General features: G+C 45.7%; 25 protein-coding genes. 16 read left to right on the forward strand and 9 right to left on the reverse strand.

What is annotated here, in order from left to right:
• Positions 1 to 8: 8 nt before the first annotated feature.
• Positions 9 to 1,376: a YheC/YheD family endospore coat-associated protein gene (locus tag H70737_RS08875; protein ID WP_042186482.1), complete on the reverse strand. Its 1,368-nt coding sequence runs from the start codon at positions 1,374 to 1,376 to the stop codon at positions 9 to 11.
• A 330-nt stretch (positions 1,377 to 1,706) separates the two neighbouring features.
• Here H70737_RS08875 and H70737_RS08880 point away from each other — a divergent pair, with 330 nt between their 5' ends.
• Positions 1,707 to 2,045 carry a YlbF/YmcA family competence regulator gene (locus H70737_RS08880; RefSeq protein WP_042186485.1) on the forward strand — a complete coding sequence of 113 codons (339 nt, stop codon included), beginning with the start codon at positions 1,707 to 1,709 and terminating at the stop codon, positions 2,043 to 2,045.
• A gap of 126 nt (positions 2,046 to 2,171) precedes the next feature.
• Here the strand turns inward: H70737_RS08880 and H70737_RS08885 are convergent, their stop codons facing one another.
• On the reverse strand, positions 2,172 to 2,747 hold the full coding sequence (locus H70737_RS08885; protein WP_042186488.1) for an LURP-one-related family protein: 576 nt from the start codon (positions 2,745 to 2,747) through the stop codon (positions 2,172 to 2,174).
• Positions 2,748 to 2,939: 192 nt separating this feature from the next.
• Between H70737_RS08885 and H70737_RS08890 the strand changes: the two genes are divergently transcribed.
• A complete protein-coding gene (locus H70737_RS08890; protein ID WP_042186490.1) occupies positions 2,940 to 3,224 on the forward strand; it encodes a hypothetical protein in 285 nt (94 codons plus the stop codon).
• A 361-nt stretch (positions 3,225 to 3,585) separates the two neighbouring features.
• Here the strand turns inward: H70737_RS08890 and H70737_RS31010 are convergent, their stop codons facing one another.
• Both H70737_RS31010 and H70737_RS08895 read right to left on the reverse strand, forming a co-directional pair.
• Complete coding sequence (locus tag H70737_RS31010; RefSeq protein WP_179085720.1) at positions 3,586 to 3,726, reverse strand: hypothetical protein; 141 nt, start codon at positions 3,724 to 3,726, stop codon at positions 3,586 to 3,588.
• 104 nt (positions 3,727 to 3,830) lie between these two features.
• On the reverse strand, positions 3,831 to 4,664 hold the full coding sequence (locus tag H70737_RS08895) for a YhfM domain-containing protein (RefSeq protein ID WP_042186492.1): 834 nt from the start codon (positions 4,662 to 4,664) through the stop codon (positions 3,831 to 3,833).
• 177 nt (positions 4,665 to 4,841) lie between these two features.
• Here H70737_RS08895 and H70737_RS08900 point away from each other — a divergent pair, with 177 nt between their 5' ends.
• Positions 4,842 to 6,176, forward strand: a complete 1,335-nt coding sequence (locus H70737_RS08900) for a DRTGG domain-containing protein (RefSeq protein WP_042186494.1) — start codon at positions 4,842 to 4,844, stop codon at positions 6,174 to 6,176.
• A 95-nt stretch (positions 6,177 to 6,271) separates the two neighbouring features.
• On the opposite strand, the gene H70737_RS08905 is transcribed toward H70737_RS08900, so the two are convergent.
• The 3 genes from H70737_RS08905 to H70737_RS08915 all read right to left on the reverse strand — a co-directional run bounded on the left by H70737_RS08905 (position 6,272) and on the right by H70737_RS08915 (position 7,509).
• On the reverse strand, positions 6,272 to 6,592 hold the full coding sequence (locus H70737_RS08905) for a YtpI family protein (protein ID WP_042186497.1): 321 nt from the start codon (positions 6,590 to 6,592) through the stop codon (positions 6,272 to 6,274).
• Between the two features lie 87 nt (positions 6,593 to 6,679).
• Positions 6,680 to 7,180, reverse strand: coding sequence for a sporulation membrane protein YtrI (locus H70737_RS08910; RefSeq protein WP_042186499.1), 501 nt, complete (start codon positions 7,178 to 7,180; stop codon positions 6,680 to 6,682).
• Positions 7,181 to 7,185: 5 nt separating this feature from the next.
• A complete protein-coding gene (locus H70737_RS08915) occupies positions 7,186 to 7,509 on the reverse strand; it encodes a YtrH family sporulation protein (protein ID WP_042186502.1) in 324 nt (107 codons plus the stop codon).
• Between the two features lie 325 nt (positions 7,510 to 7,834).
• Between H70737_RS08915 and H70737_RS08920 the strand changes: the two genes are divergently transcribed.
• The 6 genes from H70737_RS08920 to pyk all read left to right on the forward strand — a co-directional run bounded on the left by H70737_RS08920 (position 7,835) and on the right by pyk (position 16,103).
• Entirely contained in the window at positions 7,835 to 11,473 is a 3,639-nt protein-coding gene (locus tag H70737_RS08920) for a DNA polymerase III subunit alpha (protein ID WP_042186503.1), read from the forward strand.
• A gap of 74 nt (positions 11,474 to 11,547) precedes the next feature.
• Positions 11,548 to 12,048, forward strand: a complete 501-nt coding sequence (locus H70737_RS08925) for a phosphatidylglycerophosphatase A family protein (protein WP_042186505.1) — start codon at positions 11,548 to 11,550, stop codon at positions 12,046 to 12,048.
• 146 nt (positions 12,049 to 12,194) lie between these two features.
• Positions 12,195 to 12,383: a hypothetical protein gene (locus tag H70737_RS08930; RefSeq protein ID WP_042125966.1), complete on the forward strand. Its 189-nt coding sequence runs from the start codon at positions 12,195 to 12,197 to the stop codon at positions 12,381 to 12,383.
• Positions 12,384 to 12,455: 72 nt separating this feature from the next.
• Complete coding sequence (gene accD, locus H70737_RS08935) at positions 12,456 to 13,349, forward strand: acetyl-CoA carboxylase, carboxyltransferase subunit beta (RefSeq protein ID WP_042186509.1); 894 nt, start codon at positions 12,456 to 12,458, stop codon at positions 13,347 to 13,349.
• Between the two features lies 1 nt (position 13,350).
• On the forward strand, positions 13,351 to 14,352 hold the full coding sequence (locus H70737_RS08940) for an acetyl-CoA carboxylase carboxyltransferase subunit alpha (RefSeq protein WP_042186511.1): 1,002 nt from the start codon (positions 13,351 to 13,353) through the stop codon (positions 14,350 to 14,352).
• A 332-nt stretch (positions 14,353 to 14,684) separates the two neighbouring features.
• Positions 14,685 to 16,103: a pyruvate kinase gene (gene pyk, locus H70737_RS08945; RefSeq protein ID WP_042186514.1), complete on the forward strand. Its 1,419-nt coding sequence runs from the start codon at positions 14,685 to 14,687 to the stop codon at positions 16,101 to 16,103.
• A 119-nt stretch (positions 16,104 to 16,222) separates the two neighbouring features.
• Here the strand turns inward: pyk and H70737_RS08950 are convergent, their stop codons facing one another.
• A complete protein-coding gene (locus H70737_RS08950; RefSeq protein WP_231573410.1) occupies positions 16,223 to 16,918 on the reverse strand; it encodes a G1 family glutamic endopeptidase in 696 nt (231 codons plus the stop codon).
• Between the two features lie 109 nt (positions 16,919 to 17,027).
• On the opposite strand from H70737_RS08950, the gene H70737_RS08955 reads away from it, so the two are divergent.
• Genes H70737_RS08955 through H70737_RS08965 form a run of 3 tightly spaced genes read left to right on the forward strand, consistent with a single transcriptional unit; the run spans position 17,028 to position 19,169 of the window.
• Positions 17,028 to 18,209 carry an MFS transporter gene (locus H70737_RS08955; protein WP_042186520.1) on the forward strand — a complete coding sequence of 394 codons (1,182 nt, stop codon included), beginning with the start codon at positions 17,028 to 17,030 and terminating at the stop codon, positions 18,207 to 18,209.
• Between the two features lie 37 nt (positions 18,210 to 18,246).
• Complete coding sequence (locus H70737_RS08960) at positions 18,247 to 18,774, forward strand: acyl-CoA thioesterase (RefSeq protein ID WP_042186522.1); 528 nt, start codon at positions 18,247 to 18,249, stop codon at positions 18,772 to 18,774.
• Positions 18,771 to 19,169 carry an FxsA family protein gene (locus H70737_RS08965; protein WP_042186523.1) on the forward strand — a complete coding sequence of 133 codons (399 nt, stop codon included), beginning with the start codon at positions 18,771 to 18,773 and terminating at the stop codon, positions 19,167 to 19,169. The genes H70737_RS08960 and H70737_RS08965 overlap by 4 nt, the downstream gene beginning before the upstream one ends.
• A gap of 90 nt (positions 19,170 to 19,259) precedes the next feature.
• Here the strand turns inward: H70737_RS08965 and ytvI are convergent, their stop codons facing one another.
• Positions 19,260 to 20,375 (reverse strand): sporulation integral membrane protein YtvI, encoded by a 1,116-nt coding sequence (ytvI, locus tag H70737_RS08970; RefSeq protein WP_042186525.1) that lies wholly within the window; start codon positions 20,373 to 20,375, stop codon positions 19,260 to 19,262.
• A gap of 395 nt (positions 20,376 to 20,770) precedes the next feature.
• On the opposite strand from ytvI, the gene H70737_RS08975 reads away from it, so the two are divergent.
• The 4 genes from H70737_RS08975 (at position 20,771) to H70737_RS08990 (ending at position 25,036) form a co-directional block, all read left to right on the forward strand.
• Positions 20,771 to 21,883, forward strand: coding sequence for a citrate/2-methylcitrate synthase (locus H70737_RS08975; protein ID WP_042186527.1), 1,113 nt, complete (start codon positions 20,771 to 20,773; stop codon positions 21,881 to 21,883).
• A 251-nt stretch (positions 21,884 to 22,134) separates the two neighbouring features.
• A complete protein-coding gene (gene icd, locus H70737_RS08980) occupies positions 22,135 to 23,430 on the forward strand; it encodes an NADP-dependent isocitrate dehydrogenase (protein ID WP_042125986.1) in 1,296 nt (431 codons plus the stop codon).
• Between the two features lie 62 nt (positions 23,431 to 23,492).
• Complete coding sequence (gene mdh / locus H70737_RS08985) at positions 23,493 to 24,434, forward strand: malate dehydrogenase (protein WP_042186530.1); 942 nt, start codon at positions 23,493 to 23,495, stop codon at positions 24,432 to 24,434.
• A 173-nt stretch (positions 24,435 to 24,607) separates the two neighbouring features.
• Positions 24,608 to 25,036, forward strand: coding sequence for a hypothetical protein (locus tag H70737_RS08990; RefSeq protein WP_042125989.1), 429 nt, complete (start codon positions 24,608 to 24,610; stop codon positions 25,034 to 25,036).
• Positions 25,037 to 25,131: the final 95 nt, after the last annotated feature.

Genomic DNA, 25,131 nt, shown 5'->3' on the forward strand with positions numbered 1-25,131 from the left:
TGTCCTCCTTATAAACCGGCCAAATAGCGACAATACAGAATCATTTGCTTGACGGACGGTCTGATTTTTTGATCGTTTAGCGGTGTATTATCGTTCTTGGAAGGTTTGGAATTAACCTCCAAGAGCCATATTCGTCCGGATTGATCCAGTGCCAGATCGATTCCGAGCTCTCCAAAATGAGCAGGGATAAAGGTTTCTACTCCTCTTGCAATGGCAAGTGCTGCTCTTGGAAGCTGAAGCTGTACGCTATCCTTGGTACCTGGAGGAAGGCTGCTCTTGCTAACGGCTTCACGGACAGTACTGAGACTGCCACCTCTTGCTAGATTGGAGACGAAATGATTGCTTCCAGCGGTGCGAGCGACAATGGAGGTAACGCCCCATTTCCCGGTACCATTCTTCTGTACAAGTGCTCGAAAATCTACAGGACGCTTACCGAGCTCCATCAAGGGCAATCCTTGTTGAATCTGGTAGCGCGTTGTCTTCATCTTGGGAGCAATGGATTGATACAGTTTAGCTAATGTTGGGTAGCTTTGCTTGCGTGTACCTATAGAGGTAGTAGATAACAAACGGTATCCTCCGCCTTCATCTTTGGAGATTCGGAGAATTCCTTTGCCGAGACTGCCTCGTACAGGCTTTAGAAACACGCTTGGATATTGGCTGCACATCTTCTTTACAACGGCAAAACCGTTTAAAACATGCGATTCCGGTAAATACCGCTTCAATGAAGGGTCTTGCGCTAAAGCTTCAAATACTTCTGTCTTGTCAAGAAATTTTTCGTTGAAGAAATGCGTTCCATACCGTGATTTTACATCCGCCAAAAAATGCTGTACGCTAGGTTTATTCTCCACCTTTCGCGTCGTTAGCCGATTGTTGATTACATCGGCGATGGGCAGACTCATTTTCCTCCAACCCTCGTTGTATACCCAGCCCTGGATGGAAGAGCTGCTTGTTTCCAGCGCTTCCGGGGTAAAGAAATATACATAGGCGCCTTGTGAGTGGCAGGCATTTGTTAATTCTCGACAGAACATGGTAATGGGTCCAAACAGCCTGTCGAGATTATCTGGATGGTCACGGCTGACGAGTACACCGATCAACGGTCCAAGTCGCAAGGTACGACTTACGGAGCTGTAAGAGGCGTTGAGGGTTTGCCGATGTTTCCATCCGGTGCGCCGCGCCAGTCCTTCGCTTACACGCAGGCTTTCGGATTTGGGAGCCGGGATAATGGTAACCTCCTGCCGGAAAGAGCCGAAAGCCAGCTGGAGCGTTCCGTGAGCCGGGATTTTGAGTCTTTTCATGGATCGTTCGCCAAGCATTATAGCGTTTTCCTGCAGGATGCCCGTCTGGACCGTATGGACCGGGATCTTGAATTGGGACATCGTGGATCTCCTTCCGGTAGGCAGCATGATGCCGGCAATTTGGTAGCTAAGGGTTACATATCATTCATCATATGGAGACATATGACCCTTGGTGATTGACCTACTCTTTAAAAACCTTGCCGCATCATTTCATAAGTCTGACCCAAGAAGCGAAACAAGCATGGGATGAATTAATATTTGGAAACTTAAGCAACGCTTTCGAAGTGAGTTTTGTACGAAGTAACTCTAGGAAGCGAACGCAAACAAAACTTAAGCAACGCTTTCGAAGTGAGTTTTGTACGAAGACGAATCGAGAAGTAGTGACTTACAAAACTTTTAGGAGGAATCATAATGAGTATTCACGACAAAGCACATGAACTGGCGAAAGCCATTAAAGAAAGCACTGAGGTAGCGGATATCACCAACGCGATGAAACTGGTAGAAACAGATCCTGAAGCCAAGGCGATGCTCGACAACTTCCGCAATGGTCAATTGGAGCTTCAACAACGGATGATGAGCGGAGATATGCCTCCACAGGAAGAAATGGAGAAAATGGAGAAATTATTCGAGGTGCTTAACATGAATCTTGGGATTCGCCGTCTGTTCGATGCAGAACGCCGTTTGAGTGTTGTAATCGAGGATGTAAACAAGATCATTACCGAGAGCTTGTCGCAATTGTATGGCGAATAAACGCTTTTAGTAAGCGGGTATTCACCTGAAAAGTTTGATCAGTGTAATCTAAATAGGGTGTTCCCGAAGCCGTTTGGCATTGGGAACACCCTATTTATTTTTGTGACTAGCACATGAGTAAACTCGCTAATCTTGTTTTCCTTCGATTGCGCAGAGAAGAATACCAGCAGCCAAACCTAGGCGGCGATCAAGCATTCCCTTGGGATCCTCAGAGAAGTCAGCGATGATTTTTGTAACGAATGGATTAAAATTTTGTTTGAAAGTCGGGATCGTTGTATCATTCATCTCGATATTATATTTTTGAGGAATAATAGAGATGAAGCGGCGGAGTATAGCCATCGCGGTGCTATCTTCCTTGATTTTTCCAATTTCCTGATCATGATGATCGAGAATCGTCCATTCATCTTTCAAAATCGATTTGAGTCCCTTACGCCGAAGAGCACCAACGTGTTCGCCAGTCTCCGAATCATGCACATCATAAACAGCGCTAAAGTCGATGGCATTGCGGGCTTTTATACGCAGAAGCTCCTTTTGCATAGACTCATCCGTGTACAGTGCAATATCCTCTTTCAACTTGAATGCTTTCATTTGTGAATAGAGTACAAGCTGCTCGGCGTTATCATAAATATGAAGTTTCGCACCCATGATCGAAAATACCTTTTTTCGAATTATGTATTCGGTATGAGTATAAGTTGCATTCAATTCTAAATCGCCCCCTAAATGAAATAATCATCTCATATATAAGCTTTGCTAGCTACATAAATGCATACTATTTTATATAATTTTTTGAGTAGAAGTATATTTTTATGGACTTGTCTCATATTACGGGCTTCATGTTCATAGAGTAGAGATATAGATTCAATCGAATATCTTGTCTACGAGGAGCTGTTAGTAATGAGAAAAAGAAACAAGTTTAAACATGGTGTCTATCTGTTGCTGGCGTTGGCCATGCTTTTGTATGCTCTGCCGAAGTTATCGCTTGCGAATGGGCCTAGCTGGGTGTTTGGTTTTGGGGTGGTCTGGTCACTTTTTGCCTTTATGGTCATTGCGGCACATCTCCATTTTATTATCGGTGTTGATGAGGAGAAGACCAAGCGTTTGGAAGCTGTGCGAAAAGCAAAATTGGAGCAATGGCAGTCCAAATGGAAAGAAGAAACTAGAGTTACACAAAGATCATAGAATTGGGGCTGCGTTCTTAAGTAACTAGATTTAAATATTCCCGTGAAAAACGCTGAAATGGCGAAAAGAAGGGTATAAATCCCCTAGATTGCCGTGAAAAGCGCCGAATTAGCTGAAAGAGGGGTATAAATCCCCTAGATTGCCGTGAAAAGCGCCGAATTAGCTGAAAGAGGGGTATAAATCCCCTAGATTGCCGTGAAAAGCGCCGAATTAGCTGAAAGAGGGGTATAAATCCCCTAGATTGCCGTGAAAAGCACCAAATTAGCTGAAAGAGGGGTATAAATCCCTTAGATTCACAGAAAAGCCCACTAGCTTAAGCCAGTGGGCCTTAAAATTGCCACACAAAGCAGGGGGATTAAAGTTATCTTGCACCTGTAAAAGGATTGATCTCATCCGAGAGATCTTTTCCAGCTTTCTTTTCTTCTGCAGATATCCGTTTACCTAGAGCCGCGTAGTACCACACCGCAGGAACGAGAATCGCGAGTATAAAAAGAAATTGCATAAAGTCATCCCCTTTCACCTCTCCATTATAACATATTTTTCCTTTTTTCTTAAGGGACTATTCTCTATTCGCCTACCCACTACCCAGTTTGTCTAACAAACGGGTTACTCTTTACTGGCAGAGCATTCTACTTCAAATACATAACTGGCGCTCCCCTGAGGCCATCTTGCTTGGATTATATACAGATGTTTTCCGCTACCTGCTGCGAGTTGAAAACTGTTATTTTCTACGGAAAGAGCTTCGTCCGGACGTTCCTCACCCGGAAATGAAGCCACAACCTCTATCTCCTTGGGTGCAGATGAGAATTTGAGTTCTACCTGATCACGGCTGATGGCTTTGGGATGTACCTTCTGTTTGGTAACTAATTGATCGTAAGAAGCCATATCTACACAGGAGCCTTTGCCATTGTCATTCCAGCAATAAGAGCCTTGAATGGCATCGAAATGCTCACCGCCAACAGTAACTTGAACGTTAGGGGGCTGTGGGTTAGTAGTGTCTGCTGGAGAAATCTTATCTTCTTTAACAGTCGATTGGAATAAGTCCAACAGATCTTTTTTGCTGATATCCGAAAGACGATAGTGACCCGTTTGTCCCGATTTAATGAGTAACCCACTGTTGCTTCCGACGATCCAAAAAGAGAACTCATAACTTATGCCTTCCTTCATGTTTACGGTGGTTCTGTAATCGCTTGGAGCAATATCTAGTTGTCCTTTATCATATTCAGCAGTAGTTACGGCTTGAACGAAACGTTCCAAGGATGATGCTTCAGAAATAGTCGTCGCCGGCTGGTCTTTTTCAATTAAGTTAATAGAAACTATATTTTGTGCATCCAGTTCTATTTGGTTTGATTGTTTTACTTCTGTTCTCGCATTTCCACAGCCGATCAGTCCTATGAAAAGCAAAGTAATGGTAAATATTATTAACATGGTCTTGTTCATATCCACAATGCTCCTTTCCTCTTTCTTTAACTCTCAGACTATAAAAAAGAGGAAAAGGTTGCTAAATAACGGGCAGTTAAATTCGAATTCGATGCTTATGAATCGGTTGTACTGTGCCATTCTCTCCGTGTATAATGAGTACAGTATAGTACAGATCGGAGTACGGGGGTGTAACAGTTGGAAGGTCAAGGCGATGCAATTACTAAACACGAGCAACTGCTGCAGCATATTGAAAGTCTTAAGGTAGGCTCCAAAATATCTGTTCGTAAGCTTGCAAAAGAAATGTTGGTCAGTGAGGGAACGGCTTATCGTGCCGTTAAGGAAGCTGAGAATCTTGGAATTGTCATTACGAAGGAACGGATTGGTACAGTACGTGTAGAAAAGAAGCCTCGTAACATTTCTGAACAGCTGACGTTTGGTGACGTGGTTGATATTGTGGAAGGTCATGTTCTCGGCGGGGCTAGCGGACTGAGTAAACATCTACATAAATATGTAATCGGTGCGATGAAGGTCGACGCGATGATTCGTTATATAGACGCAGACAGTCTGCTTATTGTGGGTAACCGCGATGATGTTCACTCCTTGGCGCTAGAGCAGGGTGCCGGAGTTCTGGTTACAGGTGGTTTCGGGACGAGTCGTGAAGTGAAGGCATTAGCCGACGAACTGGATCTCCCCATCATTTCATCAAGACATGACACGTTTACCGTGGCATCAATGATTAACCGAGCGATTTTTGATAGATTGATTAAGAAAAAAATTATGCTGGTAGAAGATATTGTCGACAGCAAACCGCGTATGATTACGTTAAAAATTTCAAGCACCGTAGGTGAACTACGACAGATTTCTGAGGAAACTGGAGAGCAACGTTTTCCCGTTACAGATGAATGGAACCGAGTGATTGGGATTATCGGCCGACGCGAAGTAGAGAACCTGACAGAAGGGCAAAGTATTGAAAAGGCTATGGTTCGGAGTCCGGTTACCGCTGCGCTGCATACCTCACTAGCTTCAGCTGCGCAGATCATGATGTGGGAAGGTGTCGATTTCCTCCCCATTGTAGACCGTAACCGCAAATTGGTGGGCTCCCTAACCCGTAAAGAAGTGCTGCAAAGTCTGCGAGATGTCCGTAACACTCCACAGCTTGGGGAGACCTTCGATCATCTCATCTGGAACGGTTTTGCGGATGAGCGGGATGAAGAGGGACGATTGTTTTTTCACGGCTTTATTACGCCTCAGATGGCCACAGACCTTGGTACCATTTCTGAAGGTGTATTGTCTACGCTAATGACGCTCTCTGCGTTTAAGGCAGCTAAGGATATTACAGGAAATGACTATGTATTAGATAATATGTCCACCTATTTTATCCGGCCGGTACAGATCGAACACGCGATTATTGTAATGCCGAGACTGCTCGAGATTAGTCGCCGTACATGTAAGCTAGAAATAGAGATCAGCTATTCGGATACCCTGGTAGCGAAAGCTGTCCTGATGCTGCAATCCATTGATCACGGCTAATAGATAATGAATCACAAACATGCTAAATAGACTGCCCTCAACGATGATAGAGAGGGTAGTCTATTTTATTCTTGTAATCCTATCAGAGGGATAGTCTAGGCTTTCGACTGGTGTTGTTCCTGGCTACGGCTACGACTGTAATAACTATAGCTGCGTATTCCTGAGAAGATGTTAAACACACCGATTAGAAGAAAGGCAGCTTCAACAATGATATTAACGGTGGAGCCGCGAAATAGAAACATGGAAATCAGGGAAAGCGTTACGAGCATAGCGCCCAGCATCACATTCATGACGGAGCGTTTTAGCCCCTTATCTTGGGGATTTAAGGCACGGCGAGAGGATAAGCTGTACACAGCGGCGCCGATTACAAAGATCACCAGCAGGATAAACAATAAGTACTTGATAAATAAAACCATGGACAGCCAGCTCCTTTATCATGTCTTGCAAAAGCCTTGAAGTAATTTCCACTTTTGTCTTTCCATTATTGTATCACACGATGGTTGTCAGTTGCGCTTAAAAGGACTGATTTCCACCCAGATTTGCAGAACACCTTCCATGACGAGCATCGTCCGGATTTTGACAGAGTATTCCTTATCACGCACAATGTAAAGTTTGCCATCCAGCAGCAGTCTAACCAGTTTACTGTCTGTGTCAATATCGAACATGCTGCGACCACGCATGGGCTCCAGATCTGAGCCCATTTGGCTTATAATTAATTTTACAGTTACGGGGTCAAGGGGGTTATCTTCTTTGGACTTGCTCTCTTCCGAACGGATTTTGATTTCTCTGATTACGGTAGAGGTATTATTGTATTTTTTGAGCGTTTTAATATCTTCCTGATATTGCTCAATGTCTACGCGTAAGTCTTGATTTTGCAGCCATAACACGTTATATCCAACATGGTATATACCGTTGTATATGACGGCTCCTACGACGATTCCCAGCATGAATATAGCGGAAATTTGGGTGAATCTACGAAAACGACTGAATGGTGGAACTCTCACTGGCGTTACCCCCTGCCGCACACCCATTTTACTAGCTCGCTGCCCATATGAGCTCCGAGAAAAGCGAAGGCAATATACATGATTTGCTTGATGGCGGGGGAGAGGTTACCTCCAATCACATTGCTTTCAATGACCCGTAAAGGGTCCATAGTACCCCCTACAGCGGCGGCAAGTGCCCATATTTTAATCCGGTCTGCTACATCTAGCATTGTTTGCGTCGGTGGTTGCAGGGATACTACGGCGCCGATTCCGCCGACCATAGCTCCGCCAAGTACGATGCCGAAGGCGATAAAGAAATCGAGGATGGCTTTGCTCATAAATATGCTCATAAAGGCCCCTTCCCGGACGAGGCATCTATAAACGTTGCCTGTCCATGTGCTCTTAATCCATTCTATGGGCGGGTCCCCCTTTAATATGATAAAATAGTTTCATCTTATAGTGCGAGTTCAAAAAGTACGGTTTTCAGCACCGAGAAGATTGAAAGAAGGTAGAAAATGAGGAGCGGAGCGTAGTGGGAGCTACGTGAGCACCGGAAGTTTCGCCTGAATTCAATCTTCGATGTCGAGTAAGCTTCTTGGGTTACTTCGTGATCAAAAGCGGACTTTTTGAACAACTATTTATGTTTGATTTTTGTAGTAGAAAGGAAGTGGGATGATGAGCCCTTTCGTGCATTTGCATGTGCACAGCGAATACAGTTTACTGGACGGGGCGGCGCGCATTACCGATCTCGTGCGCCGGGCCGGCGAATACGGCATGAAGTCGCTGGCGCTTACGGATCATGGAGTGATGTATGGGGCGATCCCCTTTTATAAAGCGTGTAAAGAGAATGGAATCAAGCCGATTATCGGCTGTGAAGCCTATTTAACCGCGGGCTCTCGCCGTGAGCGAGGCAGTCGTAAAGATCAACCGATTTATCACCTGATTCTGCTCGTCAAGAATGAAACCGGCTACAAGAACCTGATGAAGCTGATCTCTATCGGCCATCTGGAAGGTCATCACTATAAACCTCGTATTGATATGGAGGCTCTGGCCGCTCATTCGGAGGGGATCATATGCCTCAGTGCCTGTCTTGGCGGCGAAGTGCCGCAGCATCTGTTGCATGGAAGAGATGACGAGGCGCGAAAGGCTGCGCTGCGATATAAGGAGATTTTTGGCGAAGACTTCTACCTGGAGCTTCAAGATCACGGAATTTCCGAGCAAAAACGAGTAAATCCGAAGCTGATCGCACTTGCCAAGGCCTGTGAGATCCCACTTGTAGCTACGAATGACGTCCATTATTTGGCCAAGGAAGATGCAGAGGTACAGGATGTTCTGATCTGTATTGGAACAGGTAAAACTGTGGATGATGAGGAACGGCTCAAAATCGGAACAGATCAGCTGTTTCTCAAAAGCAGTGATCAGATGGCGGCGTTGTTCCCGCATGTGCCTGAAGCTATCAGTAACACGCTATTGATCGCAGAAAAATGTAATTTGGAGCTTACCTTCGGTCAACATATTCTGCCTGCCTATTCACCAATTCCAGAAGGTAAGGACTCCGCTGCATATTTGCGAGAGTTGTGCTTTAAAGGGCTTGAAGAACGGTATATAGACACACCGCTTTGGGCATCGCCTGAGCAAAGAGAAACCGCTGAAAAGCGTCTTGCCTATGAGCTTGGCGTCATCGAGAATATGGGTTTTAGCGATTATTTTCTAATTGTGTGGGATTTTATCGCTTATTGTCATCGTCAGGGGATTGCTACTGGTCCGGGCCGGGGTTCTTCCGCGGGGAGTCTTACCGCTTATTCCCTACGAATCACGGATGTAGATCCGCTTAAGTATAACTTGCTCTTTGAACGTTTCTTAAATCCAGAACGGATCACGATGCCGGATATTGATATCGATTTTAGTGATGAGCGTCGTGATGAGGTTATCGCTTATGTGGTGGAGAAATACGGCAAAGAACATGTGGCACAGATCATTACGTTCGGAACCATGGCTGCACGGGCTGCAGTTCGTGATGTGGGCAGGGTACTGAATTTACCTTATAACGAGGTAGATAAGGCTGCCAAGCTCATCCCAGGACAACTAGGCATCAGCCTTGCTAGAGCGCTGGAGACTACTCCAGACCTAAAAGCGCTGTATGACAGTAATCCGAAGATCAAAGGCTTGCTGGATATGGCAATGAAAGTGGAAGGTATGCCTCGTCATGCTTCGACACATGCTGCCGGTGTTGTTATTTCCAAAGGTCCACTGACTGATGCTGTACCCCTTCAAGAGGGCAACGAAAGTACAGCGTTAACTCAGTACTCTATGGAGCATTTGGAAAGTGTTGGGCTGCTGAAGATGGATTTTCTGGGCCTGCGTACTTTGTCGATTATCGAACGCTGTATGAATTCGATTAAAGAAATGAGTGGCAGTGTTCCAGATTTTAAAATCATACCAGATCATGATCCGCTCACGTATGAAATGTTAGGTGCTGGTGAGACGACTGGGGTCTTCCAGCTGGAGTCGGCGGGTGTAAGACGTGTGCTTAAGGATTTGAAGCCTAATGGTTTTGAAGATATCGTATCGGTTCTAGCCTTGTATCGTCCGGGTCCGATGGAGTTTATCCCGAAATATATAGCAGGTAAGCACGGTCAGATCGAAGTAGAGTATCCGCATCCTGATTTGAAATCTATATTAGCGGATACCTATGGGATAATTGTGTATCAGGAACAGATCATGCAGATTGCTTCGCTTATGGCTGGATTCTCGCTTGGTGAAGCGGATCTGCTCCGCCGAGCGGTTTCTAAGAAGAAGCGCGAGACGTTGGATAAGGAACGCAGTCATTTTGTACAGGGGAGCTTGCAGCAAGGATATAACGAAACGGATGCGAATGCCGTTTATGATATGATCGTACGGTTTGCGGATTATGGCTTCCCTCGTGCGCATGCGGCGGCTTATGGTGTGCTGGCTTTTCAGACGGCTTATCTTAAGGCGCATTATCCGGTACAGTTTATGGCATCTATGCTGACCGCCGTGATGGGAACCCACCGTAAGGTGGCGGAATATGTACTGGACTGCCGCCGCACGGGCATCGGCGTATTACCGCCGGATGTGAATGAGAGCGGCGTACTGTTTACCCCTGTTCCAGGAGAGGAAACGGGAACAGGGCATATCCGCTTTGGGCTCGCAGCGATTAAGAACGTCGGCACGTTAGCAGTGGAGAATATTATGTCGGTCCGCAAGGAGCGGCCGTTCGACAGCCTGCTCGATTTCTGTCGACGTGTGGATCTGCGGGTCTGCAACAAGCGGGTAGTGGAGTCTTTGCTGCAGGCAGGAGCCTTTGACTGTCTGCCGGGTCATAGGGCCCAGCTGCTGGCTATGCTGGACGAGACCGTTGACGCCGCGACGAAATGGCGCAAGGAGCGGGATGAACTGCAAATCCAGTTGTTCGACGATTTGGTGGAGACGCCGAATTGGGAGATTCGCTATCCGGATATCCCTAAGTTCACAGTAGGACAGCAGCTGGAGATGGAACGTGAGCTGCTGGGGCTGTATCTATCAGGTCATCCGCTCGACGATAGCGCTGAGCTGCTTGAGGAGCCGGGCATACAGCGGCTGATGGATCTCGGTGAAGCCGCAGATGAGAGCCAGACGGTTACGGCCGGCATGGTCGTATCCGTTAAGGAAATTACGACGAAGCAAGGAAAATCGATGGCCTTCATCGAATGGGAAGATCAGATCGAGCGCTGCGAAGTCGTGCTCTTCCCCGAGGTGTGGAAGCGAAGCCGCGGCTTGATTGCCAAGGGCGCGCTGCTGGCCTTGCGCGCCAAGGTGCAGCAGGAGGACGAAGGCTTCAAGCTGCTGGCCGAGGAAGTGGCGCTGCTATCCGCGGAGACACTCCGCGGCCTGCTGCAGCGCCGTAGTGCCGCCGCGTCCCGTCCGTATAGCGCGGGACGCTCGGCCTCAGCAGGAGCGCAGCCGCGTGGCGCGGCTCCTGCTTCGCGGGCTAGCGGGGCCGCCACTGGCCCCGCTGGCAGACCTGCAGGCGGCGCAGCTGCGCCTGCAACACCTGCACCGGCCGCTGCGCCAGCGCCGGGCTCAGGCCAGCGTGTCTTTATCAAGATCACGCCGGCCGCCGAGAATGCTGCGCAGCTGTCGCGCCTGAAGGAGCTGCTGCAGAATCATCCAGGCCCAGTAGCGACGATTCTGTTCTACGAACGGGATCAGAAGCTCCTGGCCCTTAGCGATAATTATCGGATTAAGCCTACCGAGGAGCTAATCGCGGCTATCGAGTCTATGCTGGGGGCAGGTACCGTAAGAATAAAATAAGAACAATTCCACCCTTTTCCGCATACATTAGGAAACCACAGGGCGAATCCCTGGGCGGAAAGGGGAATCACATCATGTCCTATCAAATGGCAGTTGATCTGTTGGAACGTAGAGGCGTATCACTTTCTTCCATTGCTGAAATCGTATATATTTTACAATCGGTCTATTATCCCGGTTTATCCAAGGAAGAATGCCTTTCCAGTGTGAAATCTGTATTGGGAAAAAGAGAAGTGCAGTACACGTTAATGACGGGGATCGCACTTGATGAGCTGGCAGAGAAAAGACTGCTTCCGCAGCCGCTCCAGGCAGTAATGGAAGCGGATGAATCACTTTATGGAGCGGACGAGACTCTAGCCCTTGGCATCACAGGGGTATATGGGATGATCGGACTTACAGGATTTGGGTACTTGGACAAAATAAAGCTTGGAATCATTGGTGAATTGAACGATGATAAGGGGAGGATTCACGTGTTCTTGGATGACTTAGTAGCGGGTATCGCTGCAGCTGCTTCTGCTAGAATCGCTCATCGGCAGGAAGGGGCAAAAGTATATCCTCTGGTCACGGATACGGAATAAATGACCCGATTCATTTCGTTTGAACGAGTTCCTCAGTCTTGCTTCCTTTGCCCTACGCCTGTTGCGGGAAAAAAGAAAACTGTGTTATCATAATTCCATTATACGGGATACGGCTGGGAATTAAGATTGGGGAGGCCTTGCAAGGCATGTGGACGGTAATATATATCGCGCCGACCGCCAAAGTGGCGGATATGATTAAGAGTAAGCTGACTGAAGAAGGTTTTTTAGTAAAATGCCGTCCAATCAATATGTCCAAGCAGCAGTTTGAGATATTGGTTCCTTCAGGTGAACTGGAGGAAGTACAGGAAGTCCTTAATCTTATTCTGCATCCCTGAATTTCTATCAAGAGAAAAGTCATGACAGCGGCAAGCTGCATAACGCAAATAAACGGCTGAAGAGGTGCGGGTGTGTTCAAAGATTTATTTCAGAAGAAACGGAAGTACGCGACTATTCCTTCAGAACGTCTGGAGCGAAGCGGCGTGCCTGCAGAAGGCGAACGCCCCAAACGGGAAATTCCAGAAGGATTAATGAGTAAATGTAATAAATGCGGAACGATCCAGTATAGCAAGGAATTGGAAAAGAATCTAAAAGTATGTCCTACTTGTGGTCATCATTTGCGCTTGAACGCCGTAGAGCGTATTGCTATGACGTTAGACCCAGAGGGCTTTATTGAGTTTGATAGTGAAATGTATTCTATAGATCCGCTGAAATTCCCGGGTTATGCCTCTAAACTGGAGCAACAGCAACTAAAATCGGGACAAACTGATGCCGTGATTACGGGGCAGGGATCTATTGGCGGACATCCAGTGATCGTAGCTGTGATGAATTTCGAATTTTTCTCCGGCAGTATGGGATCTGTAGTTGGTGAGAAGATTACCCGGGCGATTGAAGAAGCCACGGAGAAGCAGCTTCCACTCCTTATTTTCTCTACTTCTGGCGGAGCGAGAATGCAGGAGAGTATTCTAAGTCTTATGCAAATGGCGAAGACCAGTGCAGCGCTTGCTCGTTTCAACGAAGTGGGCGGCCTTTATATTTCTATAATTACGGATCCGACAACTGGCGGAGTATCTGCGAGTTTTGCTAGTCTTGGCGATATTATTATTGCTGAGCCTGGGGCGGTATTCGGTTTCGCAGGACGTATAGTCATTGAACAGACAATTCGCCAAAAGCTTCCGGATGATTTCCAGACGGCTGAATTTAATCTGCAGCATGGCTTGATTGATATGGTTGTGCACCGTAAAGAAATGCGCGCCACACTGACCAAAATTTTGGAATTGCATGATGTGAAAGGGGGATTTTAGGTTGGCAGGAGAGTTGCCTTTTGAAATGCCTCTGGTTGAAATGCGCAAGAAAATTGCCGAGCTAAAGCAGTTTGGCGAAGAGAAAAGTATTGATTTTACGGATGAGGTAGCAAGACTGGAAGAACGGTACCGTGTGCTAGAGGAGGAAGTTTATTCTAATATCTCGCCTTCCCAAAAAATGCATCTAGCTAGACATCAAGGACGTCCGACTTCTCTTGATCTTATGGGGCAGATCTTCACAGATTTTATCGAGCTTCACGGGGATCGAATGTTTGGGGATGATCTTGCAATTGTAGGCGGTATCGCTAAACTTAACGGCGTCCCGGTTACGGTCATTGGCCAGCAGCGCGGTAAAGATACGAAGGAGAATATTTTACGCTTTTTCGGCAGTGCACACCCTGAGGGCTTCCGTAAGTCACTGCGTCTGATGCAGCAAGCGGACAAGTTCAATCGTCCCATTATAACCTTTGTAGATACTAAAGGTGCATATCCAGGCAATACAGCTGAGGAAAGAGGACAATCCGAAGCAATTGCCCGTAATTTACGCGAGATGTCTCAGTTTGGTGTTCCTGTAATCTGTGTGGTTATCGGTGAAGGCGGAAGTGGGGGCGCATTAGCACTGGCAGTTGGTAATAGAGTGCTTATGCTGGAACATGCCATTTATTCGGCGATATCTCCTAACGGTGCTGCATCAATTCTATGGAAGGATGCTTCGAAGGCTGATCAAGCGGCAGAAGCCATGAAGATAACGGCATCTGATCTGCTTGAAATGGAAGTCATCGAAGAGATTGTTCCTGAGCCAAAAGGCGGCGCACATCGTGATTACGAAGCTACGGCAGCTGCAATTAAGGATGCATTATGGCGTCACTTGCAGGAGCTAATTCCTCTGGATAGAGCGGAATTGAAAGAAGATCGTTATCGTAAATTCCGTAAAATTGGTGAGTTTGCTGAAGTCCAGCAGGAGCAGATTTTCCTTGAAGAAGAAGTGGAATCTGAAGTGTGAATAGTGCCTTTCCATTTGCACTTTAAGACATATAACCATACTTAGTGGACCATATTGAATTAAGTGTAAATTATACATTTTATTGGAATTAAAATAATCTCGACGCAATGCCGGGATTATTTTAATTTTTTTTGTGCGTTCAGATAATTCGAGCTCAAATTACATCTAAAAGAGCCTACAACATTGATTTTGTGTCTAAGTTGCAGTAATATTCATAAGGGCGTAGTTAAAGGCACATGTGACAAAGTTCCTATTTAATTAGTTAGCCTTGTAGTAGATTTTGTAGTTGGAAAAAGTGAGACAGAGAGAACGAAAAAACGGAGGAAAACCTAATGCGGAAAAGTAAAATTGTATGTACGATCGGACCTGCGAGTGAATCGTTGGAGAATATCAAAAAATTGATTTTGGCTGGTATGAATGTGGCCCGTTTGAATTTCTCCCACGGCGATTTTGAAGAGCATGGTGCTCGGATTAAAACGATCCGTCAAGCATCTAAGGAACTGAACAAAACTGTTGCTATCCTGCTCGATACAAAAGGACCGGAGATTCGCACAGGCAAGTTGGAAGTAGAACCGATTGAACTAGTTCAGGACGAGTACCTGACACTAACTACGGAAGAAATCCTTGGCACCCAAGAACGTATTTCCATCACGTACAGCGAGCTTCCTAATGATGTTCAAGTAGGCTCCACCATCCTTATTGATGACGGTCTGATTGGTTTGACAGTTGTCGACATTCAAGGAACTGAAATCAAGACCCGTATTGTAAACGGTGGTACGATCAAGAGCAAGAAGGGCGTTAACGTACCAGGAGTAAACATCTCCTTGCCGGGTATTACGGAAAAAGACACCAACGATATTCTTTTTGGTATCGAACAGGACATCGATTTTATCGCCGCTTCCTTCGTTCGCAAAGCTAGCGACGTTCAGGAAATTCGTGAGCTGCTTTCGAAAAACAACGCTTCTCACATTCAAATCATTTCCAAAATCGAAAACCAACAAGGTGTTGACAACCTTGATGAAATTTTAGAAGCTTCCGATGGCCTGATGGTTGCTCGTGGTGACCTTGGTGTTGAAATTCCAGCTGAAGATGTACCTTTGGCTCAAAAATTGATGATTCAAAAATGTAACGTTGCTGGCAAACCAGTAATCACAGCTACACAAATGCTGGATTCTATGCAACGTAACCCACGTCCTACTCGCGCTGAAGCAAGTGACGTAGCAAACGCTATTTTCGACGGAACAGATGCAATCATGCTTTCCGGAGAAACTGCTGCTGGTAAATATCCAGTAGAATCCGTTCTTACAATGTCCCGTATTGCTGAGAAAGCGGAGTCCGCTTTGGACCACCGTGAAATTTTCTCAAAACAACAAACTTTACAAGAAACTACAGTTACAGAAGCTATCAGCCAATCCGTTGCAATTTCTGCTTTGGATCTGAACGCTAAGGCTATTCTTTCTTCGACTGTTACAGGTCATACTGCACGCGTTGTTTCCAAATACCGTCCTAAAGCACCAATCATTGCTGTTACGACACAAGAAAGAACTATGCGTCAATTGTCCCTCGTTTGGGGCGTAACGCCAGTATTCGGTAAAGTAGCTACTTCCACAGATGAATTGCTTGAAACAGCAATCCAAGGTGGTAAGGATTCCGGTCTGGTTCAGGCTGGCGACCTAGTTGTGATTACTGCAGGAATTCCACTTGGACGTTCCGGTTCCACTAACTTGGTAAAAGTAAGCACAATCGAGTAGTACTCGACTGTGCTTTGCCTGATTCGTAGATTTTACTCAAAATAGAAGAGCTGTCTCAGATGTAGTGAAAATCTACAAACGAGGCAGCTCTTTTTTTTGTGCTGAATCCATTTATGCTGTTAGTATATACGTTTGACGCTAAAAGAGTCCCCTCGAGGGCTTGGACTGGAAGGAACCGCAACAGTGGTGTTATTCTGGACCATGATCCCTCCATTAGAAAGAGTTAACCTAGGTCGTTTTCCATTGATTCGGCAGCAGTTGAAATAGGTAGTGCCAACGCGGGCCAGCTTTGCGATGGAACCATCGACCTCAGGAGCCTCCATAATCCATTCGCCGGAGGTCTGCGGACCAGTATATCGCTGAAGCGTTCGGAAGGTCCAATTTCGGCTTAAATTCCGGAGTGTGATAGACCACTTCGTGTGGTTTATTTTTGTGATAGTACCCTTCATATGATCTCCAGGGTATACTGGAAAAGGGATTACGGTCTCGACGTCAGGTAGTATTTCCCACCAGGCGTAATAACGGGCAATCCCATTTACGAATTCATGACCTGTTCCCGTCTGAATAAGGTTACTGTTCTTGAAGCCGTCGATGCCAATCCATGCGGAGGAATAGGTGGATTTGTGGGTTGGTTTTACGTATGGGACGGTCCATTCACCGGAAATGCGATTGAAGGCACCTTTTCTACCAGTAACAGTGTAGCCACTCCAGTTCTTAGATGACCAGCCAAAAGCAGAACTTTGTCTATTGCTCGCATTAGATTTGTCTGTTAGACAAGGATGATTTACCATGAGAGAGTTATATTTTATGCTCAACTTGTCCACCGCCTTTATAGTACTGCTATATTAAATGCGATGATTACATATGAAGTACGGGTATTCTGTTAAAATATAAAAATATAAAGCTGGAGGACTCATAGTACAAATGGAAAAATTATCGAAGCTGCGCGGCTTTTATCTATTTTTAGGATTGGCCGGCGGTTCATTTGGCTCTTATCTTTCGCTGCTGCTGGTCCATAATGGACTTAACAGTGGACAGATAGGTATACTAATGGCAACAGGCACGCTAGTTGCAATCACCATTCAGCCGATGTGGGGGATTATCTCTGATCGGTATAATCAGACGCGTTTAGTACTAATCCTAAGTGTGGCGGTTCCGGCCTTACTAGCCGTCTTTTATCGTTCGGAATATTTCATTGTACTTCTTCTGGTGTATACGTGCTCAACGATCTTCTCCTCTACACAGGCTCCTATAGCCGATTCTTACGCGATCTCGGCGGCGAATAGAGCCGGAGCCACTTACGGTAGCATCCGGCTTATGATGAGCATTGGAGCGGCTCTGGGAGCTTATGCAGGAGGGGTGTACGTATCTACCTTCTCTGTATCCACGATATGGCTACCTTTTCTCTTTTTTAATCTGATTGCAGTCCTTATTGCGTTTACATTGCCGAAGCAGGCGGAAGAGAATCATATGATGAGGCAATCGTTTACTCAGGGGGTAAGACAACTGCTGGGGAATCGGGTCTTCCTTGCGTTTTTGGGTGGCAGCTTTCTTGTGAACCAGACGATGGCTGCTTTTGGTACATACTTTGTAATCGCTTTTCAATCGGTAGGAGGGTCTACGCGCTATGCAGGGATTGCGCTCTTTCTCGCATCGGTGACGAATGTGCCTTCCATGCTGTTTGCTTCTAAGGTGATTAAGAGGTTGGGTCGTGAGCGGACCTTGCTCCTTGGGGCTCTTATTTATGTTTTGCGGTGGGGTATTCAGGTTGCTTTTCCTTATCCATCGGTAATGATCGGAGTGCAAGTGCTGCATGGTCTTTCATTTGGGTTCTTTTATATTGCTGCAGTCGAATATGTATCTCAGATCACGTCTAACGAGATGCAGGCCACTGGCCAAAGTGTATTTAATATGGTGTTTGCAGGTTTTTCTGGCATTGTCGGTAATTTACTGAATGGATTCTTGCTCAATCAAGGCGGGGTAGAAGTAATGAATCTGTCTTGTATGTTGAGCTCTATAGCAGGAGCAATGCTGCTGTTCTATGTTGCCAGAAACTCTCGGCGCAAATTATCGACGACGCTATCTTCAGGCGGGGCCCAGGCTTAACGCTTCCCTGCTGCTATGCTGAAAGGAGTATTTATAGATGGAATTAGAACGAGCTGGCTTGCCCAGCCGATGGTATAAGTCGACCCTGCGTGTTCGCTATCAGGAAAGTGATCAGATGGGTGTCGTGTATCATGCGAATTATTTGAACTGGTTTGAGTCTGGTCGTACGGAGATGTTTCGTCAGGTTGGTTTTACTTATCGCGAACTTGAGAAACAAGGCGTCCTACTTCCTGTCACCTCAGCAGATTTGCAATTTAAAAGTCCGGCGCGATATGATGATCTTATCTCCGTGTATGCGCGAATGACTACCTTCTCAGCGTTACGAGTCGTATTTGAGTATCAAGTGCGGAGGCTTTCGGAAGAAGAAGGTGGAAATTCAGAAGATTTATTGGCTACTCTAGGGGAGTTGCGGTCGATGGATCCACCTGGGGAGCTGCTGGTTACCGGCACGACAAGTCATGTTTGGGTGAACCAGGAATGGAGGCCTGCTAGGCTGGATAGAGCCCTTCCAGAGCTCTTTCACGCAATAAAAGAGGCGCTGCGGGAAGAAGGGGGTTCAGTATGATTAGAAGCAAATGGTTATGGGCTGGACTATTTATTATTCCTGCTGTGGAATTATTCGGTTTTATCTACGTAGCAGATCAACTTGGAGCATTTAAAACGTTGCTGCTTATGCTGACCACTTCAGTAATCGGTCTACTAATGATGCGATTTGAAGGTAAGAAGGTGCTGCAGGACAGCAGAACACATATGCAGGAGGGCCGCGTTCCTGGTCGGACGATGCTGGATGGTTTATGTATTTTTTTCGGAGGATTGCTACTGATATTGCCGGGTTTCGTAACCGATATTGTCGGTTTCACGCTAGTATTTCCATTGACTCGGCCTTTGTACCGTATATTTTTGCTGAAGTGGATTGAGAAGAAGATGAAGAATGGCACCTTCACCTTTTACCGTCGGTAGTATACTTTTTACAACAATAACAGAGCGGACCCTGTCATTGCTGAAGGGCCCGCTCTGTTTGCTATTTTACGAATTGATGATTATCGGTTCCTATCTTAATCTGCCGCTAACAATGTAGCTGTGCAAAGCTCGGAATACACCCGCTCGGTTAAAGGCAACAAGGACTACTAGGACAACGGGGCCGATGATCAGCCCTAGCATACCGAACAACTGCAGACCGGCGAACATGCCAATTAACATGGCAAGGGGATCGAGTCCTATGCTGCTGGCGAGCACTTTCGGCTCAAGCACCTGCCGGGTAATAAGAATAACAGCGTAAAGTATGGATAGTCCTATCCCTAGTGCCAGATTGTCCGTCATATAAGAATATAACGCCCAAGGCAGCATCACAATTCCCACACCGAGATAAGGTAGTAGATCCACAAAGCCAATCATTAAGCCGATAGCAAATGCAGACTTCACACCCAGCAGCAGCAGCCCGATTACTACAATGATCGCTGTGATTGAGATGAGGATGACCTGGGCGCGTAGATAACCGAAGAGCGCTCTGCGTAAATCTCTCCAGATATCTGACACAGGCTTTAGGAATACTGTCGGCAGCCAGCCTGTAAGTTTATCATTATGACGCTCCCAACTCGTACTAATGAAGAAGGCAGCAAGGACAACCACGATAAGAATCGTACCCAAACTAGGAAGTGCGGAGATCAGTTTCAATATTACATTAAAAAATCCCGTGACCACTTGCGTGACTGCGTAACCTACAGTTTCCGTTGTTCTGCTGATGTTGCTGTCAATCGTAGCATGATAGTCAGGATTGTCTCGGTAGAATTGATTAATCTGGTTGATGATGTTCTGAATGCTTGCATTCTGGCTTAAGGACATCAGAAGATCCTTCCATTGGTCGGTGTGGAGATTAAAGGTTTGCAGCAAGACGATTAATTCTTTTACGAGTCTTGTAATCATCGCGGTTAAGACTAGTGTGATTCCGCCTATATAAAATAGCAGTGCAAGTGATACCGCAAGCCAGCTTGGTAATTTAAAGCCTTTAAGAATAAGTACTAATGGATGCATGATATATGCGAGCAGCCAAGCGAGCAACAGGGGGTATAACAGCGGAAGTAATAAATAGATTGCGAGCAGGAGGATGGAAGTTGCTAGAACGACCCACAGGCCGCGCAGCAGTCTTTTTAATACCAAACGATCCATACCGAGACCACACCTTCTTCATTCCTGCATAGACAGGGGAATAAGAGCTCGTCTTCATATATATTCATAGGATCGATTTAAAGACTAGAATGCGGGATAAATATTAGAATGGGCCGGAATCTGTAAACTGAAATGAAAAAATTGAATCAGAGGATTAGAAGTTTTTTTCTATCTCTCTGATAAAATCATTTGATGCGCTCCAAAGCTTCCACATTGTTCACATAACCGACAAAATCCAGTATGATGAATAAAGATACGAAGCATGTTGGTCATACAGCATTCCTGACGGAAATGTTCTTACACGCACTTATTAGATTTTTTAATGCTTTGAATTGGAAATGTTTTCATGGAACTAAGATTGTTTTTATACCTTGTTGGCAAAGGAGAGATATGCTATGACAGCTACCAAAGGCTTGGAAGGTATCGTTGCAACAACTTCATCCATTAGTTCTATTGTGGATGGTGTACTCACTTACCGCGGTTATGATATTGATGAACTTGCAGAACATGCTACCTTCGAAGAAACAGCTTATTTGTTATGGTTCGGCAGTCTGCCGACGGTGCCAGAGCTGGAAGCGCTCAAGCGGGATCTTAGTGCCTTCGCACAGATTCCTGAACAGGTAATCGAGCAAATGAAGCTCTATCCAAAAGACGCCAACACCATGGCAGCATTGCGGTCGGCTGTATCAAGCCTTGCTCTCTATGATGAAGCGGCTGACGATATGAGCAGAGAAGCGAACGAGATTAAGGCGGTAAAACTGCAGGCACAACTCCCAACAATTGTGGCGGCACTGTCGCGTATTCGCAAGGGGCTTGAACCAGTGGCTCCGAAAGAAGGCGTTTCTATTGCTGAGAACTTCCTGTATATGCTGTGGGGAAAAGAGCCGGACAGCGTATCTGTCAAAGCACTTGATACCGCACTTGTTCTTCATGCGGACCATGAGCTGAATGCTTCAACTTTTGCTGGCCGGGTTACAGTTGCGACATTATCCGATATTTATTCTGGGGTCACCTCCGCTATTGGTGCGCTCAAAGGCCCGCTTCACGGTGGGGCGAATGAAGCTGTTATGAAGATGCTAGAGGAGATCGGAAGTTTGGAAGCGGTTGAACCGTTTATCCGTAAGAAACTGGATAACCGTGAGAAAATCATGGGCTTCGGTCATCGAGTATATAAGAACGGTGATCCACGTGCAAAACATTTGATGAAAATGTCGCTGGAGCTTGGCACGATGAAAAATGACACCACCCTTTACGACATGTCCGTAAATATTGAACAATTGATTACCGGGCAAAAGGGATTAAGACCGAATGTTGATTTCTATTCGGCTTCTGTTTATACACAGCTAGGCATAGATCGTGAACTGTTCACTCCTATTTTTGCAATTAGCCGGACTTCAGGTTGGACTGCGCATATTCTGGAGCAATATACAGATAACCGCATTATTCGTCCACGTGCAGAATATACGGGTATGGTTGAACAGAAATACGTTCCAGTAGACGAAAGATAGAAGAGCAGCCTTGCGGGCTGCTCCTAAAGTTTAGTAGAATGAACCCTAGCAATAGTGTTTTAAATTTTTGATTTTAATGATGATGAGAGTTTTGTTCGAATATAAGAAAGTATAAGTTTCACACGATACTTTATGTCTTATATTTCTCGCTTAAACACTTACCGTCCTTATAAGGACGCCGAAGGCGTTTATGCTTGGATGCTTGTCAATGCTATTTAAATCCCACAAAACTTTAGGAGGAATACACTCAAATGTTGAAACTAGAAAAATTCGATCTACCTACAGAAGGCGAACAAATCACGATTAAAGAAGGAAAACTACAAGTTCCGAATAATCCAATCATTCCTTTTATCGAGGGTGACGGTACAGGCCGTGATATTTGGAAAGCTTCCAAGCGCGTACTTGATGCAGCAGTAACTAAAGCTTATGGTGGCACTAAGCAAATCGCTTGGTACGAAGTATTTGCTGGCGAAAAAGCTTTCAATACATATGGTGAATGGTTGCCAAATGATACGTTGGAAGCAATCCGCGAATATTTTGTGGCGATCAAGGGACCACTTACTACTCCAATCGGAGGCGGTATTCGTTCATTGAATGTAGCTTTGCGTCAAGAATTGGATTTGTACGTATGTCTGCGTCCAGTTCGTTATTTCCAAGGTGTACCTTCTCCTGTTAAACGTCCTGAGCTGGTGGATATGGTTATTTTCCGTGAGAATACAGAGGATATCTATGCAGGGATTGAATATCAAGAAGGCTCTGCTGAAGTGAAGAAAGTCATTGAATTCCTGCAAAAAGAGATGGGAGTTAACAAAATCCGTTTCCCTGAAACTTCTGGTATTGGTATCAAACCGGTATCCTCCGAAGGTTCGAAGCGCTTGGTGCGCGCTGCAATTGAATATGCAATCAAACACGGACGTAAGAGTGTAACGCTTGTTCACAAAGGAAACATCATGAAGTTCACTGAAGGTGCCTTTAAAAACTGGGGTTATGAAGTAGCTGAGCAAGAGTTCGGAGATAAGGTCTTCACTTGGAGTCAATATGATGTGATTAAGGAACGTGACGGTGAGGCTGCCGCTAATGCTGCTCAGAAGGATGCTGAAGCTGCTGGCAAAATCATTATCAAGGATGCAATTGCGGATATCGCGCTGCAACAAGTTCTGACTCGTCCAACTGATTTCGATGTTATTGCTACGTTGAACCTGAACGGGGATTACCTGTCCGACGCACTGGCTGCACAAATCGGCGGCATCGGCATCGCTCCTGGAGCGAACATTAACTACATTACTGGCCACGCCATCTTTGAAGCTACCCATGGTACAGCTCCTAAATATGCAGACAAAGACGTTGTGAATCCTGGTTCTGTCATTCTGTCCGGCGTAATGCTCTTGGAGCACTTGGGCTGGCAGGAAGCAGCGGACCTGATTTATAAAGGTATGGAAACTGCTATCAACAATAAGACCGTGACTTATGACTTTGCCCGCCTGATGGAAGGTGCAACTGAGCTGAAATGCTCCGCATTTGCAGACGAAATTATTAACCACCTATAGGTTAGATTAGCCTTAGCCAGATAACATTAGCCTTACCTTTATCATTTCTAGGAGGCGAATCTGTGGCGATCAAGCGTTATAAAATTACAGTGGTAGGTGCCGGTTTTACCGGCGCTACTACAGCTCTTATGTTAGCTCAAAAGGAACTTGGAGACGTTGTGCTGCTCGATATTCCACAAATGGAGAACCCAACCAAGGGTAAGGCGCTTGACATGCAAGAAGCAGGTCCTGTGCAGAGATTCGACAGTCATATTATTGGAACCTCAAGTTATGAAGATGCTGTAGATTCTGATATTGTAATTATCACTGCAGGGATTGCCCGTAAACCTGGGATGAGCCGCGACGATCTTGTGAATATCAATGCAGGGATTGTAAAGTCGGTATGCGAGAACGTAAGAGATGTAGCACCGGAATCCATCGTAATTATTTTGAGTAATCCGGTAGATGCGATGACTTATGCTGCATTTGAAGCGTTAGGCTTTCCGAAAAACCGCGTAATTGGACAATCCGGCGTGCTGGATACAGCGCGTTACTGCACTTTTATTGCACAAGAGCTGAACGTATCCGTTGAAGATGTACGTGGTTTCGTAATAGGCGGACACGGCAATGATATGGTACCGCTCGTTCGTTATTCTAGTGTCGGAGGCATTCCGATCGATACATTGATTCCTACGGATCGTATTGAGGAGATTGTGAAGCGTACACGTGTGGGTGGCGGGGAAATCGTTGACCTTTTAGGAAATGGTAGTGCGTATTATGCTCCTGCAGCCTCTTTAGTTCAGATGACGGAAGCGATCTTGAAGGATAAGAAACGGATCATTCCGGTTATTGCCTTGCTTGAAGGCGAATATGGTTATGACAATCTGTTTCTGGGCGTTCCAGCTCTTCTTGGTGCGAATGGGATTGAGAAGATCTTTGAACTGGAGCTTACGGCTGAGGAGAAAGCGGCTTTAGATAAGTCCGCAGAGTCCGTACGTAGTGTAACAGCAATATTATCTGTGTAGATTGTGTCAAATGAAAGGGGAGGGTCCCGAAGGCCGTGAAATGGCTTAAGGGCTCTCTCTTTTTTTATATCAACAACTTCAAAGAATGGACACCTAAGTTGCTTTTCTTATTCTAATATTATGGGTATAATTATATGTAACTATTATCACAGTTAAATTGGAGGAGATATGATATGGATTGGAACGTTTTGTTTTTCTTACATATGATCGGGACGCTGGCACTAGGATTTTACCTTGTACTGCCTTTCATCATCGGTCGTGCTGAAAAATTGTCGCCTGCAGCAAAAGAAGGTACGTTAAGTGCAGTTACTGGATTTAACCGCTTTGCACAGTACGGTTTAGTGATTCAACTACTTACAGGTGGTTACATGATGACCAAAGGTGATTATTCTGTAGCATGGATGATCATTATCGTTGTATTGTTGCTAGCAATGTTTGCGCTTGGTGGTATTATGAGCAAGCCTTTGCGTCTTGCTGCTGCTGGAATTCGTGAGAACCGTGATGTCAAAGCAGAAACAGGCAAATTGCGTACGCTTAGTGCGCTACTGTCCGTGTCATTGCTGCTGATGGTATTCTTCATGGTATTTAACGATATTATTTAATCTGTAGCACTATGAGCCCGCTTCCGTAATGGAGAGCGGGTTTTTTTGTGTTCAAAAAAACTTCGGATTGTTTGATTCTACCTGCATTGTGGTAA

The organism is Paenibacillus sp. FSL H7-0737 (assembly GCF_000758545.1).
Classification (GTDB): Bacteria; Bacillota; Bacilli; order Paenibacillales; family Paenibacillaceae; genus Paenibacillus_AQ.